The organism is Lentzea indica, from assembly GCF_012184385.1.
Taxonomy (GTDB): Bacteria; Actinomycetota; Actinomycetes; order Mycobacteriales; family Pseudonocardiaceae; genus Lentzea; species Lentzea indica.
On sequence record NZ_VSRL01000182.1, the window covers coordinates 1 to 18,087 of the forward strand.

Annotated in this window: 17 protein-coding genes and 1 pseudogene; 13 read left to right on the top strand and 5 right to left on the bottom strand. The window is 67.3% G+C overall.

All coding sequences use genetic code 11. The annotated features are described in order from the left end of the window. Nucleotides 1-290: 290 nt before the first annotated feature. Together FXN61_RS34775 and FXN61_RS34780 are read right to left on the bottom strand one after the other, a co-directional pair. Entirely contained in the window at nt 291-698 is a 408-nt protein-coding gene (locus FXN61_RS34775) for a DUF1203 domain-containing protein (RefSeq protein ID WP_167978189.1), read from the bottom strand. 33 nt (nt 699-731) lie between these two features. Beyond that, nucleotides 732-1,646, bottom strand: a complete 915-nt coding sequence (locus tag FXN61_RS34780; RefSeq protein WP_312878217.1) for an SAM-dependent methyltransferase — start codon at nt 1,644-1,646, stop codon at nt 732-734. Between the two features lie 30 nt (nt 1,647-1,676). Here FXN61_RS34780 and FXN61_RS34785 point away from each other — a divergent pair, with 30 nt between their 5' ends. The 5 genes and pseudogenes from FXN61_RS34785 (at nt 1,677) to FXN61_RS34805 (ending at nt 6,008) form a co-directional block, all read left to right on the top strand. Continuing rightward, a complete protein-coding gene (locus FXN61_RS34785) occupies nt 1,677-2,834 on the top strand; it encodes a PrsW family intramembrane metalloprotease (protein ID WP_312878218.1) in 1,158 nt (385 codons plus the stop codon). Nucleotides 2,835-2,936: 102 nt separating this feature from the next. Continuing rightward, nucleotides 2,937-3,826 (top strand): annotated as a pseudogene (locus FXN61_RS34790) (Rossmann-like and DUF2520 domain-containing protein). Nucleotide 3,827: 1 nt separating this feature from the next. Beyond that, nucleotides 3,828-4,718: a pantoate--beta-alanine ligase gene (gene panC, locus FXN61_RS34795; RefSeq protein ID WP_167978191.1), complete on the top strand. Its 891-nt coding sequence runs from the start codon at nt 3,828-3,830 to the stop codon at nt 4,716-4,718. A 10-nt stretch (nt 4,719-4,728) separates the two neighbouring features. Then, on the top strand, nt 4,729-5,199 hold the full coding sequence (panD, locus tag FXN61_RS34800; protein WP_167978192.1) for an aspartate 1-decarboxylase: 471 nt from the start codon (nt 4,729-4,731) through the stop codon (nt 5,197-5,199). A gap of 14 nt (nt 5,200-5,213) precedes the next feature. After that, nucleotides 5,214-6,008 (top strand): type III pantothenate kinase, encoded by a 795-nt coding sequence (locus FXN61_RS34805; RefSeq protein ID WP_167978193.1) that lies wholly within the window; start codon nt 5,214-5,216, stop codon nt 6,006-6,008. Here the strand turns inward: FXN61_RS34805 and FXN61_RS34810 are convergent. Next, complete coding sequence (locus tag FXN61_RS34810; protein WP_167978194.1) at nt 5,998-6,753, bottom strand: class I SAM-dependent methyltransferase; 756 nt, start codon at nt 6,751-6,753, stop codon at nt 5,998-6,000. The two genes, FXN61_RS34805 and FXN61_RS34810, sit on opposite strands and share 11 nt — an antisense overlap. A 247-nt stretch (nt 6,754-7,000) precedes the next feature. Between FXN61_RS34810 and lysS the strand changes: the two genes are divergently transcribed. Both lysS and FXN61_RS34820 read left to right on the top strand, forming a co-directional pair. After that, the gene (lysS, locus tag FXN61_RS34815) at nt 7,001-8,455 is read left to right on the top strand and encodes a lysine--tRNA ligase (protein WP_167978201.1); all 1,455 of its coding nucleotides are present in this window, start codon (nt 7,001-7,003) and stop codon (nt 8,453-8,455) included. Between the two features lie 113 nt (nt 8,456-8,568). After that, complete coding sequence (locus FXN61_RS34820) at nt 8,569-8,916, top strand: histone-like nucleoid-structuring protein Lsr2 (RefSeq protein ID WP_030471050.1); 348 nt, start codon at nt 8,569-8,571, stop codon at nt 8,914-8,916. Nucleotides 8,917-8,984: 68 nt separating this feature from the next. Here FXN61_RS34820 and FXN61_RS34825 read toward each other — a convergent pair whose 3' ends face one another. Further along, a complete protein-coding gene (locus FXN61_RS34825; RefSeq protein ID WP_167978195.1) occupies nt 8,985-9,953 on the bottom strand; it encodes an ABC transporter substrate-binding protein in 969 nt (322 codons plus the stop codon). A gap of 74 nt (nt 9,954-10,027) precedes the next feature. On the opposite strand from FXN61_RS34825, the gene FXN61_RS34830 reads away from it, so the two are divergent. Genes FXN61_RS34830 through FXN61_RS34840 form a run of 3 tightly spaced genes read left to right on the top strand, consistent with a single transcriptional unit; the run spans nt 10,028 to nt 12,860 of the window. Further along, complete coding sequence (locus tag FXN61_RS34830; protein ID WP_246292383.1) at nt 10,028-11,023, top strand: FecCD family ABC transporter permease; 996 nt, start codon at nt 10,028-10,030, stop codon at nt 11,021-11,023. Continuing rightward, a complete protein-coding gene (locus tag FXN61_RS34835; RefSeq protein WP_188135812.1) occupies nt 11,020-12,066 on the top strand; it encodes a FecCD family ABC transporter permease in 1,047 nt (348 codons plus the stop codon). Before FXN61_RS34830 ends, FXN61_RS34835 begins: the two co-directional genes overlap by 4 nt. Beyond that, nucleotides 12,063-12,860, top strand: a complete 798-nt coding sequence (locus FXN61_RS34840) for an ABC transporter ATP-binding protein (protein WP_312878220.1) — start codon at nt 12,063-12,065, stop codon at nt 12,858-12,860. The genes FXN61_RS34835 and FXN61_RS34840 overlap by 4 nt, the downstream gene beginning before the upstream one ends. A gap of 303 nt (nt 12,861-13,163) precedes the next feature. Here the strand turns inward: FXN61_RS34840 and FXN61_RS34845 are convergent, their stop codons facing one another. Next, nucleotides 13,164-13,961, bottom strand: a complete 798-nt coding sequence (locus FXN61_RS34845) for a (2Fe-2S)-binding protein (RefSeq protein ID WP_167978197.1) — start codon at nt 13,959-13,961, stop codon at nt 13,164-13,166. A 319-nt stretch (nt 13,962-14,280) separates the two neighbouring features. On the opposite strand from FXN61_RS34845, the gene FXN61_RS34850 reads away from it, so the two are divergent. From FXN61_RS34850 to FXN61_RS34860, 3 genes are all read left to right on the top strand, one after another. Beyond that, entirely contained in the window at nt 14,281-16,842 is a 2,562-nt protein-coding gene (locus tag FXN61_RS34850) for an ATP-dependent Clp protease ATP-binding subunit (RefSeq protein ID WP_167978198.1), read from the top strand. Nucleotides 16,843-17,009: 167 nt separating this feature from the next. Continuing rightward, on the top strand, nt 17,010-17,504 hold the full coding sequence (locus FXN61_RS34855) for a hypothetical protein (protein ID WP_167978199.1): 495 nt from the start codon (nt 17,010-17,012) through the stop codon (nt 17,502-17,504). Nucleotides 17,505-17,634: 130 nt separating this feature from the next. Then, nucleotides 17,635-18,087: YbaB/EbfC family nucleoid-associated protein (locus FXN61_RS34860; protein ID WP_312878221.1), on the top strand; the 453-nt coding region annotated here is incomplete at its 3' end.

Genomic DNA, 18,087 nt, shown 5'->3' on the forward strand with positions numbered 1-18,087 from the left:
CTCGTGCCGCTGGTGGGGTGTTGGCCGGCTCGGGCGCGCTTCACGCCTTGGTGCGGGCTGGCTCGTGCCCTGGTGGCTGACCTGGGAGCGGTTCATGCCCTGTGGGCGCTCGCTCGTGCCCTCCGGTGGGCGCAGACTCGCTCGGACGCGGTTCACGCTTCGGTGAGCGCCCGGCTCGGTGTAGCTCACGCTTTGGTGAGCACTGGAGCGCTCAGGTGTGCTCACGCCCTTGGCCGACGCTGGCCCTGTCAGGCGTAGCTCAGGCCTTGGCGGGCGCACCTGAACGTCCCTCAAGCCCTCGTGATCGCGAAGAAGAAACACCCGTGAGACAGGCTCCGAACCTGAACCGAGTCGATCGAAGTATCGTTGAACAATCCTTCGATGGCACGATCGAACGATCCGGGCTCCACCACCTCGCCGTCGTGGATCTGACCTGCGGCGTTGTAGGAACGTAGGATCCGGGGATTGTTCAACAATTCAACAGGGAGACGATCCAACGAAGGCGAGCCAGGGCACTCCACGTGGGTGAAGATCGGCCCGACCTCGGAGTACGGCCCATTGCCCGACGAAGGCGAGTAGCGGAACAGCCAGACCGGCTCATCGGGCAGCGACTTCCGCAGACAGCAACGCAACGGCACGCCAGGCTCAGAAGCGCGATACTCGCGGCCGGGGTCGGACAGGGAAGCGGACGGCGGCACGTTGTGGATTCGCATGCCGAGAAACGATCGTCGTCAGGAGGCCGAAAAGCTGGCGGGAATCGGACGCCAGGGCGGCAGCGCGGGCAGCAGGTCCGAGACGGCCACGCCGTTGCCGTGCAGCAGCCAGCCGAACGACCCCAGCCCGGACGGGTCGCGCAGTTCAGCGATCCGGCCCGCGCGGGCGGCAGACTCCAGCCAGTCCCATCCGGAACCAGCAGCTTCTCCAACGAGGCCAAGCGCGGCCATGGCGTCCCGCTGCGACACCAGCACCCAGTCGCCGCCGGCAGCCTCTGCACACGCGTCCATGGCGACGTGCGCGGTGATGTCGCAAGAGCCGTCGAAGACCGGTGGCACCTGACGCCCGTCCCGATACCCGGTCAACGAAAACCGCCGCGAAGAGATCAGGTGCCCATAGTCGATCGCCAAGGCCGCCCCGCGCACCGATGAGACCGCGGCGGCCCAAGCAGCGTCACGAGGCGCCCCGACCTCGGCCTGCTCACCATCGGCCAGAGAAGGCCACCACCGGGTGATCCACGGATCCGAAGAAGGCCCGGTCACCACCGGGCAGGGGATCGCGTCGAGCCACTCGTGCCCGACCAGCAACCCGACGCACGAAGGCACGGCAGAGGTCCACCGAACACCAGGCAGCTCAACGGGCGGGCCGAGTTCGACGGCGGTCACCCGCAACCGGGAAGCCAGCGACCCCGAGGCCAGCGAACGAACCGCGAAGGCCAGCTCGCCACCGCCCGCGCCCACGTCCACGAAGTCCACGACCGGGGGAAATCCGAGAGCGGCGTCCACGCGTGACAACAACTCGACAAGGGCAACCCCGAGCTCCGGCCCCACCAGCGGTGACGTGCGGAAGTGCGACGAAGGCTTCTCGCCGCGCGCGAAGAAGCCGCCGGGGCCGTACAGCGCGGCGTGCCAAGCGGCTTCCCAGTCGAACACCGGACAAGTGTGCATCTAAGGTCATTTCCCGTGAACGACGCCGACCTCACGCCGACGCCGACGCCGGCGCCGACGAAGAAGCGCATCGAGCAGCGCCGCTGGACCGTCCTGTTCCCCGTCGTGGCGCTGATCGCGCTCGCCGCGGCAGGGCTCGTGCTGTTCGCGCTGGGCACGTCGAGCATCGGCATCGAGCCGTTGCTGGTCGGTGCCGCCGCTGCGCTGATCCCCGTCGCGTTCGTGGTGAGCGCGTTCCTGTGGATCGACCGCTGGGAGCCGGAGCCCGCGAAGATGCTGCTCTTCGCGTTCGTGTGGGGGGCGTGCGGCGCGACGATCAGCTCGCTCGCGTTCAACCAGACGAGCAGGGTGCTCGCGGACCTGATCGGCCAGGACGGCACGACGTTCACGGCCGTGGTCGGGGCGCCGATCGTCGAGGAGGCGACCAAGGCGGCGTTCCTGCTGGCCGTCTTCCTGCGGCGCAGGCACGAGTTCGACGGGGTCGTGGACGGCATGGTCTACGCGGGCATCACGGCCGCCGGCTTCGCGTTCACCGAGAACATCTGGTACTTCGGGCGGGTCTTCCTGGAGGACGGGCTCGGCGGCATGGGCGGTGGCGTGATCGCGCTGTTCATCCTGCGCGGGGTGCTGTCGCCGTTCGCGCATCCGATGTTCACGGCCATGACCGGCATCGGCGTCGGCATCGCCGCCAGCACCAGCAACGCCACGACCCGCATCATCGCGCCGATCGGCGGCTACCTCACGGCCGTCGGCCTGCACTCGCTGTGGAACTTCTCGACCACGGTCGGCACCGGGTCGGACTTCATCAACCTGTACTTCCTGATCATGGTGCCGGTGTTCGCCGGCGCGGTCACGATCGTGGTCTGGCAGCGACGACGTGAACAGCGGATCGTCGCTGGGCAGCTCGCCGCGATGGCGCAGAACCGGTGGATCGCCACCAGCGAGGTCGCCCTGCTGGCCAGCCTCAACGGTCGCAGGAACTGGCTCAAAGCGGTCAAGCGCAAGTCTGGTGACGCGGCGGTCAAATCCGTGAAGAGCTACCAGATCGCGGTCACCGAGCTGGCCTTCCTGAGACACCGCATCGAACAGGGAACGGCGGGCCAGAGCGCCGAGCAACGCCACGGAGTGCTGCTCGACACCCTGCACGCCGCTCGGGCGGCCGCCCGCCGGTGAGTCCCGTCACCGACCGGCCTCAGGCAAGGATCGGCGGGATTACCCTCGTCGGCGTCGTCTGGTACCCGAACCGGGACTGGAACGTCAGAAGGAGTTAGTCGCATGGACGCGACCCCACGTCCGGCCAGGCTCGCCGTCGGTGTCATCTCGGCAGGCCGGGTCGGCTCGGTGCTGGGCGCCGCGCTGGCCAGGACGGGCCACGTGGTGGTCGGCGCCTGCGCCGTCTCCCAGGCTTCCCGCAACCGCGCGGAAGAGCTGCTGCCCGGCGTCCCGATCGAGGACCCGACCGAGGTCGCCGCACGATCCGATCTGGTGCTGCTGGCCGTGCCGGACGACGAGCTCGCCGGCCTGGTCAAGGGCCTGGTCGCCACGGGTTCGTTGCGTGCGGGCCAGATCATCGTCCACACCAGCGGTGCTCAGGGCGTGAAGATCCTCGAACCCGCTGCCGAACTCGGTGCTCTCACGCTCGCGCTGCACCCCGTCATGACGTTCACCGGCCGCTCGGAAGACCTGCTGCGGATGAGCGCCGCGTGTGTCGGCGTCACGGCCGCGGACGGCGACGAGGTGGCCTGGAGCGTCGGCGAGGCCCTGGTCGTGGAGATGGACGCCGAACCGATCAGGGTTCCTGAGGCTGTCCGCCCGCTCTACCACGCGGCACTGGCTCACGGTGCGAACCACCTGATCACGCTGGTCCGCGACGCCGCCGACCTGCTCACGAACGCCGGTGTCGCCAACGCCGAACGCCTCCTCGGCCCGTTGCTGTCCGCCGCGCTCGACAACGCGCTGCGCCACGGTGACCGCGCCCTCACCGGTCCGGTCGCCCGCGGCGACACGGGTACCTTGCGCAGCACCTCGACGTGCTCGCCGCGCAGGCATCCGAGACTCTGCCCAGCTACCGCGTGCTCGCCCGGCGCACCGCCGAGCGGGCCGAACGCTCCGGGCTGCTCAAGCCCGACGCGGCCAACGACGTTCGCACCACTCTTGAGGACTGACGTGACCAAGCCACTGACCAAGGACGACTACCGCCCGGACGACGTCACGGTGCACCGCGACCCGCAGCGGCTGAACCGGGTCGTGCGGACGCTGCGCAACGCCGGCCGCAACGTCGCACTGGTGCCCACGATGGGCGCGTTGCACGCGGGCCACCGGCAGCTGATCCGCGAGGCCCAGGTCATGCAGAACACGGTGATCGTGGTGTCGATCTTCGTGAACCCGTTGCAGTTCGGGCCGAACGAGGACCTCGCGAAGTACCCGCGCCAGTTCGAGTCCGATGTGGACATCTGCCGCGGGGAGCGCGTCGGTCTGGTTTTCGCACCGTCCGTCGAGGACATGTACCCCGCGGGCGCGCAGGTCACCGTGCACCCCGGCCCGCTGGGTGACGAGCTGGAAGGCGCCTCGCGTCCCGGCCACTTCGAAGGCGTGCTGACCGTGGTGTCGAAGCTGTTCAACATCGTGCAGCCCACGTACGCGGTGTTCGGGCAGAAGGACTACCAACAGCTGCAGCTGATCCACAAGATGGCACGCGACCTGAACTTCCCGCTCGACGTCGTCGGCGTGCCGACGGTGCGCGAGCAGGACGGTCTGGCGCTGTCGTCGCGCAACGCCTACCTCACCCCGGAGCAGCGGCAGCAGGCCGTCGCGCTGTCGGCCGCGCTGACCGCGGGCGCCCACGTGAGCTCGCAAGGTGCGGACGCGGTGCTCAAGGCCGCGCACGACGTCCTGGCGCAGGTGCCCGAGGTCGAGCTGGACTACCTGGAGCTGCGCGGTACCGACCTCGGTCCCGCGCCGGAGAACGGTGACGCCAGGCTGCTCGTGGCGGCCCGCGTCGGTTCCACCCGCCTGATCGACAACATCGCGGTGTTGCTCGGCGAAGGCGACGAGTAGGGGGAATGACATGTTCCGCACGATGCTGAAGTCCAAGATCCACCGCGCCACCGTGACGCAGGCCGACCTGCACTACGTCGGCTCGGTGACGGTGGACGAGGACCTGATGGAGGCCGCTGACCTGCTGGCGGGCGAGCAGGTCGCCATCGTCGACGTCACCAACGGCGCGCGGCTCGAGACCTACGTCATCCCCGGCGAGCGCGGCACCGGCGTGCTGGGCATCAACGGCGCGGCGGCGCACCTCGTGCACCCCGGCGACATCGTGATCCTCATCGCGTACGGGCAGATGGACGACGCCGAGGCCCGCACCTACCAGCCGCGGGTCGTGTTCGTGGACGCCGACAACAAGGTCGTCGACCTCGGTGCCGACCCCGCGCACGCCCCGGAGGGCTCCGGTCTCGTGAACGGGTCCACGAGCGCGCCTTCGTCTGAGACCGTTGAGGCGACCGCGCTGGACGCGTTGATCCAGGCCGAGAACTGAAGAAGGAACGCCAAGTGCTGCTCGCCATCGACGTCGGCAACACCAACATCGTGCTCGGTCTGTACGACGGGGTCGGCGACTCTGCCCCGCTCGTGCGCGACTGGCGGATGCGCACCGACGCCAGGATGACCGCTGACGAGCTCGCGCTGACCATGCGCGGCCTGCTCGGCGAGTACGCCGACAAGATCACCGGCATCTCCGCGCTGTCCACCGTGCCCGCGGTGCTGCGCGAGCTGCGGGTGATGCTCGGCCGCTACTACGACGCCGTGCCGAAGGTGCTGGTGGAGCCGGGCGTGAAGACCGGCGTCCCGCTGCTCGTCGACAACCCGAAGGAGGTGGGCTCGGACCGCGTGATAAACACGCTGGCCGCGCACCACCTCTACTCGACCTCGTGCATCGTGGTCGACTTCGGCACGTCCACGAACCTCGACGTCATCTCGTCGCGCGGCGAGTTCCTCGGCGGTGCCTTGGCGCCTGGCATCGAGATCTCGGTCGACGCCTTGGCGGCCCGCGCCGCCCAGCTGCGCAAGGTCGAGCTGGTCAGGCCGCGCAACGTGATCGGCAAGAACACCGTGGAGTGCCTGCAGTCCGGCATCGTCTACGGCTTCGTCGGCCAGGTGGACGGGCTGGTGCACAAGATCACCGAGGAGCTCCAGCAGACCGATCCTGGACCGGTCACGGTGATCGCCACCGGCGGCCTCGCGCCCCTGGTGGTCTCGGAGTCCTCGGAGATCGCGCACCACGTGCCCGACCTGACCCTGTTGGGCCTGCGCCTGGTCTTCGAGCGCAACATGCCCGCTATTCGCTGACGCGCACCATCCGGAAGACGTCACTGCGCAAGGGGACGTCGAGCGGCCAGTTCGACGTCTCAGGGCGCTCGCGGAGGAACGCGAGCATCTTGTGGTTGATCGCGGCTCGCTCGTCGTCGTCGACGACCAGCATGCGCGAGTGCGTGTTGACCCAGGCGATGACGGCTTCCGGCGAGTCCCTGCGGTGCGTGTGCGGGAACGTCTCGTGCTCCACGGGCCCGAACGACGGGTGCGACATGATGCCCGTCGGGTTGTGACGCTGTGACTCGACGCTGCTCGCCGACACCTGCTCGAACTCGGTGACCCAGTCGGCGTTCGGGTCGGACTCGATCCACATGGCCGCCAGCACGCCACCCGGCCGCAGCACGCGGGCGATCTCCGGCAGTGCCTTCTCCTGGTCGAACCAGTGGAACGCGGTGCCGACGAACACGGCGTCGACGGTGTGGTCCGGGACCGGGATGTGCTCTGCGTGGCCCGGCAGTGCGCGCACGTCGTGAACGCGGCGCACGAGCTCGGACAGCATCTGCTCGTTGGGCTCCACGGCTGTCACGCGGTGGCCCTCGGCCACCAGACCCGCTGTCAGCTTGCCGGTGCCGGCGGCCAGGTCGAGCACGTCCAACCGCTCGGAAGTGCCCAGTGGCTCCAGTGCCCACCGGATCGCCGCCACGGGATAGTCAGGCCGGTGTTCGGCGTATGCCTCGGCCTGCGCGCCGAACGAGTCCGCTCGCCTCGCGTGTAGATCCATCACCCCAACCTAGTTCGTGGCCCGGTGCCGAGGTTGGTCTGGTCGGGCTCGCTGAAGATCCTCCTCGATTCCACGTCGGGGGAAGCAGAGCTTGCGCGAGCGTTCCTCGTGGATCTCGGAATCGGTGGCCGCCTCGTGAAACGGGTATCCGGTTCGCTTTGCCGCAACCGCCTTCCGTACCCTTCTCGGCGTGAGCGAGCAGCCGAAGCAAAACCCCGTGACCAGCGAAGAGGACCTGCCCGAACAGATGCGCGTGCGCCGGGAGAAGCGTGCACGGCTGCTCGCTTCCGGCAAGGAGCCGTATCCCGTCGAAGTCGCGCGCACGCACACGTTGCGCGAGATTCGCGACGCGCATCCAGAACTCGAACCCGACACGCAGACCGGACAGGTCGTCGGAGTGACCGGGCGCGTGATGTTCATGCGCAACACCGGAAAGCTGTGCTTCGCGACGTTGCGCGAAGGCGACGGCACCGAACTGCAGGCGATGCTGAGCCTTGCCGGCGTGGGTGAAGAAGCGCTTTCCGAGTGGAAGACCGACGTCGACCTCGGTGACCACGTTTTCGTGCACGGTGAGGTCATCAGCTCGCGCCGCGGTGAACTTTCCGTGATGGCCGACGCGTGGCAGGTGACGTCGAAGTCGCTGCGCCCGTTGCCGGTCGCGCACAAGGAACTCGGCGAGGAAACCCGTATTCGTCAGCGATACGTCGACCTGATCCTGAGGCCGACCGCTCGTGACACTGTTCGGACCCGTGCGAACGTCGTTCGTTCTCTGCGCGACTCGTTCCACCGGCGTGGATTCCTCGAAGTCGAGACGCCGATGTTGCAGACGCTGCAGGGAGGTGCGAGCGCGCGTCCGTTCATCACGCACTCGAACGCGCTCGACATCGATCTGTACCTGCGCATCGCGCCCGAGCTGTACTTGAAGCGCTGCGTGGTCGGTGGCATCGAGAAGGTCTTCGAGATCAACCGCAACTTCCGCAACGAGGGCGTCGACTCGTCGCATTCGCCCGAGTTTTCGATGCTGGAGTACTACGAGGCGTACGCGACGTACGACACGAACGCGGTACTCACGCGCGAGCTGATCCAGGAAGCCGCGGAAGCGGTCACGGGTTCGCAGATCGTCACGTTGGCGGACGGCAGCGAGTACGACCTGTCGGGTGAATGGACGACGATCAGCATCTACGAGTCGTTGTCCGAAGCCGTCGGTGAGGAAATCACCCCCGACACCCCCGCTGACGTGCTGCGCAAGCTTTGCGATCGGCACGAGCTCGAGGTCAGCCCGAAGTTCGGGCACGGCAAGCTGGTCGAGGAGCTGTGGGAGCACCTGGTGTGCGACTCGCTGTACGCCCCGACGTTCGTGCGCGACTACCCGGTCGAGACGTCGCCGCTGACCAGGCAGCACCGCAGCAAGCCGGGTGTCGCCGAAAAGTGGGATCTGTACGTCCGCGGATTCGAACTCGGAACCGGCTACTCCGAACTGGTGGACCCGGTCATCGAGCGTGAACGTCTGGAAGCGCAGGCACGCCTTGGCGCGGCCGGTGACGTCGAGGCGATGCCGATCGACGAAGACTTTCTGCGATCACTGGAGTACGGAATGCCACCGAGTGGTGGTGTCGGAATGGGTATCGATCGGCTGCTGATGGCCCTCACGGGTCTGGGTATCCGGGAGACCATCTTGTTCCCGCTCGTTCGCCCTGAATGAGTAACTTTCCGGATGTCGATAGGTGCAATGCGGCAACCGTGCGCTAACCTGCGTCGCAAGAGGCATTAGTTGGCGTGCGGGTGACCGCGCATTCGGGGTCCAGGAGGATACGCATGGCGCAGAAGGTCACGGTGACCCTCGTCGACGACCTGGACGGCTCCACTGCGGAGGAGACCGTCGAGTTCGGGCTGGACGGTGTCAGCTACACGATCGACCTTTCCTCGGGGAATGCGGGCAAACTTCGTGATGCCTTGGCCGACTTCGTGGGAAGTGCACGTCGTGCGGGCGGTCGCAAGCGTGTTGGTCCCGGTCGTCCGGCCGGGGTGAAGGCGCGCCCGGCTTCGGCGGATCGTGAGCAGAACCAGGCCATTCGCGAGTGGGCCCGCAAGCAGGGCATGAAGGTGTCGGACCGGGGCCGGATCCCGGCCGAGGTGCTCGACGCCTACCACCAGCAGGGCTGAAATTCGTTAAAACACGAAGGGGTTCCGGGACGATTCCCGGAACCCCTTCGTGCTATTTGAGTGACTGATCAACTACTGGCTGGATCGACACCGAAACCCTTCGCAAGGTCGTCGAGCATCGCGTGTGCCCCCTGAAGACTGACCGAAGAGACCCAAACGACATCCGAGACGTCCTGCTTCTGGCCTTTTAGTTGACCCCACAACGGGTTCGCCAAATACTGATCCTTGATCTTCTGCGTATCGCCCTTCTGGTCGGCCCAGGCGGAGACGAAGATCCGCTCCGCGTCGAGCGACGAGATCTGCTCCTGGCTGAGGTCGACCGAGATCTTCTCCGAGGTCGGCTGCCCCTGAGGGCGGGCGAGGCCGGCGTCGGAGAACAGCACACCGCCCGGGAACGACTTCTCCGTGTAGAGCCGGACGGTCTGCTCGCCAGCGATGAACCGCGCGAGCGAGATCGACGGGTTGTGACCGGCCTTGGCGCGGATGGCGTCGCCGACCTTCTTCGCGCGGGCCTCGTAGTCGGCGATCTTCTTGTTCGCCAGCTCCTCCTTGCCCAGCGCCTTGCCGAGCAGGCGGATGTTGTCCTTCCACGTCGGCCCGGTCGTGACGCTGAACACCGTGGGGCCGATCTTGGACAACTTGTCGTAGATCTGCTCGTGCCTGACCTTCGCCGACACGATCAGGTCCGGGCCGATGGTGGCGAGCTCCTCGAGGTTCGGGTTCGCCAGCTCACCCACGGTCTTGGCGTTCTTCGCGTACTTGGCCGCGTCCTGCGCCAGGTAGTCCGGCAGCCCGTCGGTGCGGTAGCGGGTGTACGCGACGACCTCGGTCTCCAGCGCGAGCGCGGCGTCCACGTAACTGGTGTCGAGCGCGGCGACCTTCTTCGGCCGGTCCTTGATCTCGGTCTTGCCCATCGCGTGCTCGATCGTCACCGGCGTCCAGCCCTGGTCGGCGGGTGCCGCCGGGCTCGTCGTAGTCGCCTGACCACATGCCGTGAGCGCGAGTAGCGCCACACTGATCAGAGCTGGTCTTCGCATCGGTGACTCCTGAAATTCGGTTAGGCTTACCTGTCTTCAGCGGAGCATAGGTTGGGCATTTGGAGGGGTGGGCATTGGGCCGTAAGTCGTTGGTCGGCCTGCTCTTCCTGCTGATCGTGCTGGTCGCCGTGTGTCTGGCGAGCATCGCGATCGGCTCCAAGGAGATCCCGTTGTCCGGGGTCTGGCACGGCCTCTTCACGCCGACCGGTGTCGAGGACGACGTGGTGATCCGCGAGCTGCGGGTGCCGCGGACGTTGATCGGCATCGCGGTGGGCGTCGCTCTGGGCGTCGGTGGTGCGCTGATGCAGGGCCACACGCGCAATCCGCTGGCAGATCCCGGCATCCTCGGCGTCACGCACGGCGCCGCGCTGGCGGTCGTGCTCTCGATCTTCCTGCTCGGCGTCGACTCGCTGGTCGGCTACATCTGGTTCGCCTTCGCCGGCGCGATGATCGCGAGCGTGATGGTGTTCCTGCTCGGGTCGGCTGGGCGGGGCGGGCCGTCACCGGTGACGCTGGCGCTGGCCGGTGCCGCGGTCTCCGCGCTGATGCACGGCCTGGTGTCGGCGATCGTGCTGCTCGACCAGCAGTCGCTCGACGCTTTCCGGTTCTGGCAGGTCGGCACGATCGCGGGCCGCGACATGTCGGTGCTGACGCAGGTGCTGCCGTTCCTGGTCGTCGGTCTGGTCCTGGCGGCGTTCAACGCGCCGGGCCTCAACGCGTTGTCGCTGGGTGAGGACGTGGCCAAGTCGCTGGGCGTGCGGGTCGGCACGACGCGGTCGTTGGGCATCTTCGCGATCACGCTGCTGGTGGGCGGGGCTGTCGCGGCGTGCGGGCCCATCGGGTTCATCGGTCTCGTGGTGCCGCACGTGGCACGCGCGTTCACCGGGCCTGACTACCGCTGGCTGCTGCCGTTCTCCGCGCTGGTCGGCGCGATCCTGCTGCTGTTCGCCGACATCGTCGGCAGGGTGGTGGCCCGTCCGTCCGAAGTGGAGGTCGGCGTGATGCTGGCGCTGCTCGGCGCGCCGTTCTTCATCTACCTGGTGCGCCGCAAGAAGCTGGTGAAGATTTGACCGCGCTCAGGGTGGGAGCGACCTCGTTCAGGCTGCGCCGCCGGCCGCTGACGGTCGTCGCGGTCGCTCTTGTGCTGCTGGCCGCGGTCCTGGTCGTCGACATCATGATCGGCGACTTCCCGCTGACGGTGTCGCAGGTGATCGACACGCTGCTGGGCGGTGGCACGCGCCGCGACCAGTTCGTGGTGATGGAACTGCGCATGCCGCGAGCCCTGACGGGCCTGCTCGTCGGTGGCGCGCTCGGCCTGTCGGGCGCGATCTTCCAGGCGATCGTGCGCAATCCACTGGCCTCGCCGGACATCCTGGGCGTGACCTGGGGAGCAGGCGCCGGCGCGGTCTCCGTGATCACCTTCGCCGGGTCGCTGGGCGTGGTGACCGGCAGCGCGGCGTCCCTCGGTCTTCCGCTGGCTGGCCTGGCAGGCGGACTGGTCGCGGGCCTGCTGGTCTACGCGCTGGCGTGGCGGCAGGGCATCGAGGGCTTCCGGATGGTGCTGGTCGGCATCGGCATCACCGCGGTGGCCGGAAACTTCACGCACTACCTGCTGACCGTCGGCGACGTGCAGGACGCCGGGCGGGCGATGGTGTGGATCACCGGTTCGCTGAACGGTCGCGGCTGGGAGCACGTCGTGCCGGTGGCTTTGGCTCTGGTCGTTCTGGTTCCGGTGGCGTTGATCGGTGGCCATGTGCTCGGCGCGCTGCAGTTCGGCGACGAGACCTCGCGCGGCCTGGGCGTCAGGGTCAACGTCGCGCGCTCGTTCCTGATCGTCGTGGCGATCGTGCTGGCCTCCGTGGCCACTGCCGCGGCTGGTCCGATCGCGTTCGTCGCACTGGCCACGCCGCAGATCGCGCTACGGCTGGCCGGGACCGCACAGCCGCCGCTGTTCGGGTCCGTCGTGATCGGCGGCGCGCTCGTCATGCTGTCGGACCTCGTGGCGCGAACCATTTATCGCACTGAGCTGCCGGTCGGCGTTGTGACCGCCGTGCTGGGTGCGCCCTATCTGATGTACCTGCTGGTACGGAGTCGCCGGGAGGCGCGGCTGTGAGTGTGCGTCTTGAGGCTTCGTCGCTGTGCGTGGGCTACGGCGAGCGGCTGGTCGTCGACACCCTGGACCTGTCGATCGTCGGCGGCACCGTCACCGCGGTGATCGGGCCCAACGGGTGTGGCAAGTCGACTTTGTTGCGTGCTCTCGCGCGGTTGCTGCCGGCGCGGTCCGGGGCGGTTCTGCTGGACGGCAAGCAGATCGACCGGATGCCCACTCGTGACGTTGCTCGCGTGCTCGGGCTTCTGCCTCAGGCTCCCTCTGCGCCTGAAGGGCTGACTGTGGCTGACCTGGTTGCTCGGGGGCGGCATCCGCATCAGTCCTGGTATCGGCAGTGGTCTTCCGATGATGCTGCTGCTGTTCATGACGCTTTGGCGATGACCGGGATTTCGGATCTGGCGGAGCGGACCGTGGACGAGCTGTCCGGTGGGCAGCGGCAGCGGGCCTGGATCTCGATGGCTCTTGCCCAGGGCACGGATCTGTTGCTGTTGGACGAGCCCACGACCTATTTGGACCTTGCCCATCAGATCGACGTTCTGGATTTGGTGCAGGAGCTTCATGCATCCATGGGGCGGACGATCATCATGGTGTTGCACGATCTGAACTTGGCTGCTCGGTATGCGGACACCATCGTTGCCATGCGGGATGGGCGGATCGTGGCTCAGGGGGCGCCTGGTGAGGTGTTGACCGAGGCGATGTTGCTGGATGTGTTCGGGTTGGATGCTCGGGTGGTTGAGGATCCGGTTTCTGGGACGCCGTTGGTTGTGCCTGTTGGGTCTCGGCATCGGTTGCCGTAGGCGTCGCGTCGGTTGGGTGGGTTGTCCCCCTGTTTCGTTGGCGGCTGCCGGTTTGTAGTCCGTAGGTGGTCGGGTTGCGTGCTGGTGTGCCGGTTGCTTTCTGGGGCTCCGCCCCAGACCCCGCCAATCTGATCAAAGACCTGTCCAGCGCCGCCTGCGGGTTGATGGCACGCCTGTTGCTTTTGGCGGCTTGCTGTTGCGTAGGTGTTTGGGGTGACGGGACCACCCCACCAGCTGGCTTTGTGAAAAGCGCGCTCGGCTGCGCCGTCGCGGACGGCTCGGGCCGTTGGCCCTCGATGCCGGTCAGGAGCAGGTGCGTGGGCAGGCCGTGCACGGCTCCGCGTCTGGGAGGACGTAGTGGAAGCAGCAGCTGTTTCGCTTGCGCTTCCAGCCGTCGTCGGTGAGGTGCAGGGTTGAGGCTGAGACGAACGGTTCCAGCTTTTCGGGGAGGATCAGCGCCGCGTCGGTGACACCCGCGTTCTCGTCGCCGCAGAGTCGACCGGCGGCCCAGGGGCCGTATTCGAGCATGTCGGTCGCGGCGGCCCACAGTTGGCGGCGGCCGAAGCGGACCACCTGGCCGAACGAGGCTACGAATTGTGCGGCGTGGGCGGCGTAGCGGGCGCGGAGGATTGACGCTAGAGCGGCCTCGTTGGGTACGACGGTGGCGGCCGGGTGGTTTGAGGCCGGGTCGTCGGGGAGGCAGGCGAACTCGTCGCTGAGAAGAGCTAGGCCGTCTGGGTGTGGGCGGCCGTCGGTGGCGATGTGGAACGCCAGGTCGGCGGGCTTCAGGGTTGGCACGCGGCGGGCGGTGTGGAAGAGCAGGCCTGCCAGGTAGCCGGGCACGTGCAGGTACCACCCCATGATGTAGCCGGCGGTGGCGCGGTCGTCGGACTCGCCGTACTGCTCGACCATCCATTCTGCGAGGTCCTTGCGCCACAGGTCGAACCGCGAGGGCTCCGCCAGCAGGTCCGAGCAGATCGTCCAGTCCTCGGAGGGCGTGCCGAACCTGATCTCGGTGCCGACGTCGAGGCGGGCGATGGACTCGGCCAATGGCGTGAGCGCACGCGGGTTCTTCTGTGAGACCCTCGCAGGTACGGTCAACGCGCAAGTCCTTATCTCATATGTATGAGGCTTGCCTAACCTTACCCAAGGCGCCCTTGTCGCGCCCGTTCAGGTGGTCCCCGTCACAGGAGCATCGCTCAACGGTCGGTTGTTCGCGCTCAGCGGACATCGCCCGATCTGTGGAATCCGTTGCTCCCGACCTGCGTTGATGCCGATGTCAATGTTCACCGGACGCGGCTGACCGCTGACGGGAACCACAGGCCTCGGAACCGCCCACTACAGTGGAGCCACGGTGCCGCGCTCACCAGGGTAGATCGGTGGAGCCGAGGACCGCCGACGCAGCAGTCAGGGAGTGCGAATGTTCGAAAGGTTCACCGACCGCGCGAGGCGGGTGGTTGTCCTTGCCCAAGAAGAGGCACGGATGCTCAACCACAACTACATCGGCACCGAGCACATCCTCCTGGGTCTGATCCACGAGGGTGAAGGTGTCGCCGCCAAGGCGCTCGAGTCGTTGGGGATCGCGCTGGAGGGCGTCCGCCAGCAGGTCGAGGAAATCATCGGCCAGGGCCAACAGGCTCCGAGTGGACACATCCCCTTCACCCCCCGCGCCAAGAAGGTTCTCGAGCTGTCGCTGCGTGAAGCGCTGCAGCTCGGCCACAACTACATCGGCACCGAGCACATCCTGCTCGGCCTGATCCGCGAGGGCGAGGGCGTTGCTGCGCAGGTCCTCGTGAAGCTGGGTGCCGATCTGAACAGGGTGCGGCAGCAGGTGCTGCAGCTGCTGTCCGGTTACTCGACGGAGAAGGGCGCGTCGGAGTCGACCGGTCGTGGCGAAGGCACGCCGTCGTCGTCCCTGGTGCTCGACCAGTTCGGGCGCAACCTCACGGCTTCGGCCCGTGAGGGCAAGCTCGACCCGGTGATCGGGCGCGCCAAGGAGATCGAGCGGGTCATGCAGGTGCTGTCCCGCCGCACCAAGAACAACCCGGTCCTCATCGGCGAGCCCGGCGTCGGCAAGACCGCCGTCGTCGAGGGACTGGCGCAGATGGTCGTCAAGGGCGAGGTGCCCGAGACGCTCAAGGACAAGCAGCTCTACACGCTCGACCTCGGCTCGCTGGTCGCGGGCTCGCGCTACCGCGGTGACTTCGAAGAGCGCCTGAAGAAGGTCCTCAAGGAGATCCGCACGCGCGGCGACATCATCCTGTTCATCGACGAGATCCACACGCTCGTCGGTGCGGGTGCCGCCGAGGGCGCGATCGACGCCGCGTCGATCCTCAAGCCGATGCTGGCTCGTGGCGAGCTGCAGACGATCGGTGCCACCACGCTCGACGAGTACCGCAAGCACGTCGAGAAGGACCCCGCGCTGGAGCGTCGTTTCCAGCCGATCCAGGTGGGCGAGCCGTCGCTCGAGCACACCATCGAGATCCTCAAGGGCCTGCGCGACCGGTACGAGGCGCACCACCGCGTCTCGATCACCGACTCCGCGCTGGTCGCCGCCGCCACGCTGGCCGACCGGTACATCAACGACCGGTTCCTGCCGGACAAGGCGATCGACCTCATCGACGAGGCGGGCGCTCGCATGCGCATCCGCCGGATGACCGCGCCGCCAGACCTGCGCGAGTTCGACGAGAAGATCGCGGACGTGCGCCGCGACAAGGAGTCCGCGATCGACGCGCAGGACTTCGAGCGCGCGGCGAAGCTGCGTGACGCGGAGAAGCAGCTCCTGGGCCAGAAGGCCGAGCGGGAGAAGCAGTGGAAGGACGGTGACCTGGACGTCGTCGCAGAAGTCGACGACGAGCAGATCGCAGAGGTCCTCGCCAACTGGACCGGCATCCCGGTGTTCAAGCTCACCGAGGAGGAGACCACGCGTCTGCTCCGCATGGAGGACGAGCTGCACAAGCGGATCATCGGCCAGGTCGACGCGGTCAAGGCCGTGTCGCAGGCGATCCGCCGCACCCGCGCCGGTCTGAAGGACCCGAAGCGCCCCTCCGGCTCGTTCATCTTCGCCGGCCCGTCCGGTGTCGGTAAGACCGAGCTTTCGAAGGCGCTGGCGAACTTCCTGTTCGGCGAGGACGACGCGCTCATCCAGATCGACATGGGCGAGTTCCACGACCGGTACACCGCGTCGCGGCTCTTCGGTGCCCCTCCCGGTTACGTCGGCTACGAAGAGGGCGGCCAGCTCACCGAGAAGGTGCGCCGCAAGCCGTTCTCCGTCGTGCTGTTCGACGAGATCGAGAAGGCCCACCAGGAGGTCTACAACACGCTGCTCCAGGTTCTGGAGGACGGCCGCCTGACCGACGGTCAGGGCCGGACGGTGGACTTCAAGAACACCGTCATCATCTTCACGTCGAACCTGGGCACGTCCGACATCAGCAAGGCCGTCGGCCTCGGCTTCACCTCGGGTCAGGACACCGCGTCCAACTACGAGCGCATGAAGAACAAGGTCAACGACGAGCTGAAGAAGCACTTCCGCCCCGAGTTCCTCAACCGCATCGACGACATCATCGTCTTCCACCAGCTGACTCAGGACGAGATCATCAAGATGGTGGACCTGATGATCGCCCGCGTCGAAACGCAGCTGAAGAACAAGGACATGGCCCTCGAGCTGACCGACAGGGCCAAGTCCCTGCTGGCCAAGCGTGGCTTCGACCCGGTGCTGGGCGCCCGCCCGCTGCGCAGGACGATCCAGCGCGAGATCGAGGACACCCTGTCGGAGAAGATCCTGTTCGGCGAGATCCAGCCGGGCCAGATCATCATCACCGACGTCGAGGGCTGGGACGGCGTGTCCGACGAGCACGACAAGGCGAAGTTCGTCTTCCGTGGCGAGGCCAAGCCGAACCGCGTGCCGGACGCTCCGCCGGTCGACCTCGCAGCCCCCGCGGCCACCGAGCCGCAGGACGCTCCGGCGACCGAGTCCGAGTGAGCTAGGCAGCAACCGAGAACGGCCCCCGGATTTCCGTCCGGGGGCCGTTTTCGTCTGCGGTTGTTCAACAATCCCCGCTCACGACGACTTGAAGAGAAGCGACGGGTCGTCGCCGGAGGGGGCCATGGGACATCCTGCTGATCCTGCTGCAGCCGCACGTCGTGGTGGTGATCGCCATCGCTGTCGTCTTCTACACGACCCTGCGTCCCCGCTGGCGTGCCCGCGAACGCTCGAAGGTCCTCGCCGAGCAGACACCGGCCCTGGCCGAGCTGGCGGAAAGCCTCGGTGGCTCTCTGTCCGGCGAAGGTCAGGCATCCGCGTGGTCTCCCCGGCTCCAGCGGTCGAAGTCCGAGGCCGAGCTGTCACTGGACTTCGAGCGCGGGCCGTGGCACGTCCGCCTGACCGAGGCGTGCAACCCGAGGCCGGTGCTCACCGACGCCCTCTTGACGTACGAGCACTGGATCGAGGTCGCCACGGTTCCCGTGCCACCGCGAAAGGTCCGGCTGGAGTTCTTCACGCTGTCCTTAGAGGACGGATTCGTCCATGTCGTGTGCCAGGACAGGGTTCAGCCCGACGAGATCGTGTTCCTGGTCGACATGATCGTGGAGACGCTCGACGTCATGCCGGACGTGGAGCCGAGGCACCCCTCGGCAACCATCTGATCGTTTCGCTGTCGTCCCGGTTACTCGGCCACATCGATTCATCCGTTGCGCAGCGAAACGGAAACTCCTCCTGCCATCATGGCGCCCGCTGGCGTGATCTTGCGCGAGCGAGTTCCAGGAGGAGGTCCTTGTGCCATCGGCGGCGTTCGAGCAGCTGGTCGCTCAGTTCGAGCGGTTCCAGTCTCAGATGCAGCGCGTTGACCAGCAGTTCGCCAACATCGGCGAGATGCAGCAGCAGCTGACCGAGATGGAGGCGGTCGCCACCTCGGCCGACCGCGCCGTGACAGTCGTAGCGGGCCCGTCCGGCACCATCAAGGACATCAGGCTGACCGACCTGGCCATGCGCAGACCGCCGCAAGCGCTGGCCTCCGAACTGATGTCGACGCTGCGGAAGGCCGTCGCCGAAGCCGCCCGTCGTCAGGCGGGGATCGTCGAGGGTGCGATCGGCGACGACATGAAGCTCTCCGACCAGGTGCTGGAAACCCAGGCCCAGTTGTTCGGCATGTCCAAAGAGGACCTTCGCGCCGCCACCGCAGGCGATGCCGTCACGCCGCCGCCAGCACCGCCGGCCGCGCACCAACCG

Bases quoted from the DNA above. Each gene is read 5' to 3' on its own strand.
- FXN61_RS34820 (WP_030471050.1), top strand. From the start codon at position 8,569: ATGGCGCAGAAGGTCACGGTGACCCTCGTCGACGACCTGGACGGCTCC.
- FXN61_RS34810 (WP_167978194.1), bottom strand. From the start codon at position 6,753: ATGGATCTACACGCGAGGCGAGCGGACTCGTTCGGCGCGCAGGCCGAG.
- FXN61_RS34825 (WP_167978195.1), bottom strand. From the start codon at position 9,953: ATGCGAAGACCAGCTCTGATCAGTGTGGCGCTACTCGCGCTCACGGCA.
- lysS (WP_167978201.1), top strand. From the start codon at position 7,001: ATGCGCGTGCGCCGGGAGAAGCGTGCACGGCTGCTCGCTTCCGGCAAG.
- panD (WP_167978192.1), top strand. From the start codon at position 4,729: ATGTTCCGCACGATGCTGAAGTCCAAGATCCACCGCGCCACCGTGACG.
- FXN61_RS34850 (WP_167978198.1), top strand. From the start codon at position 14,281: ATGTTCGAAAGGTTCACCGACCGCGCGAGGCGGGTGGTTGTCCTTGCC.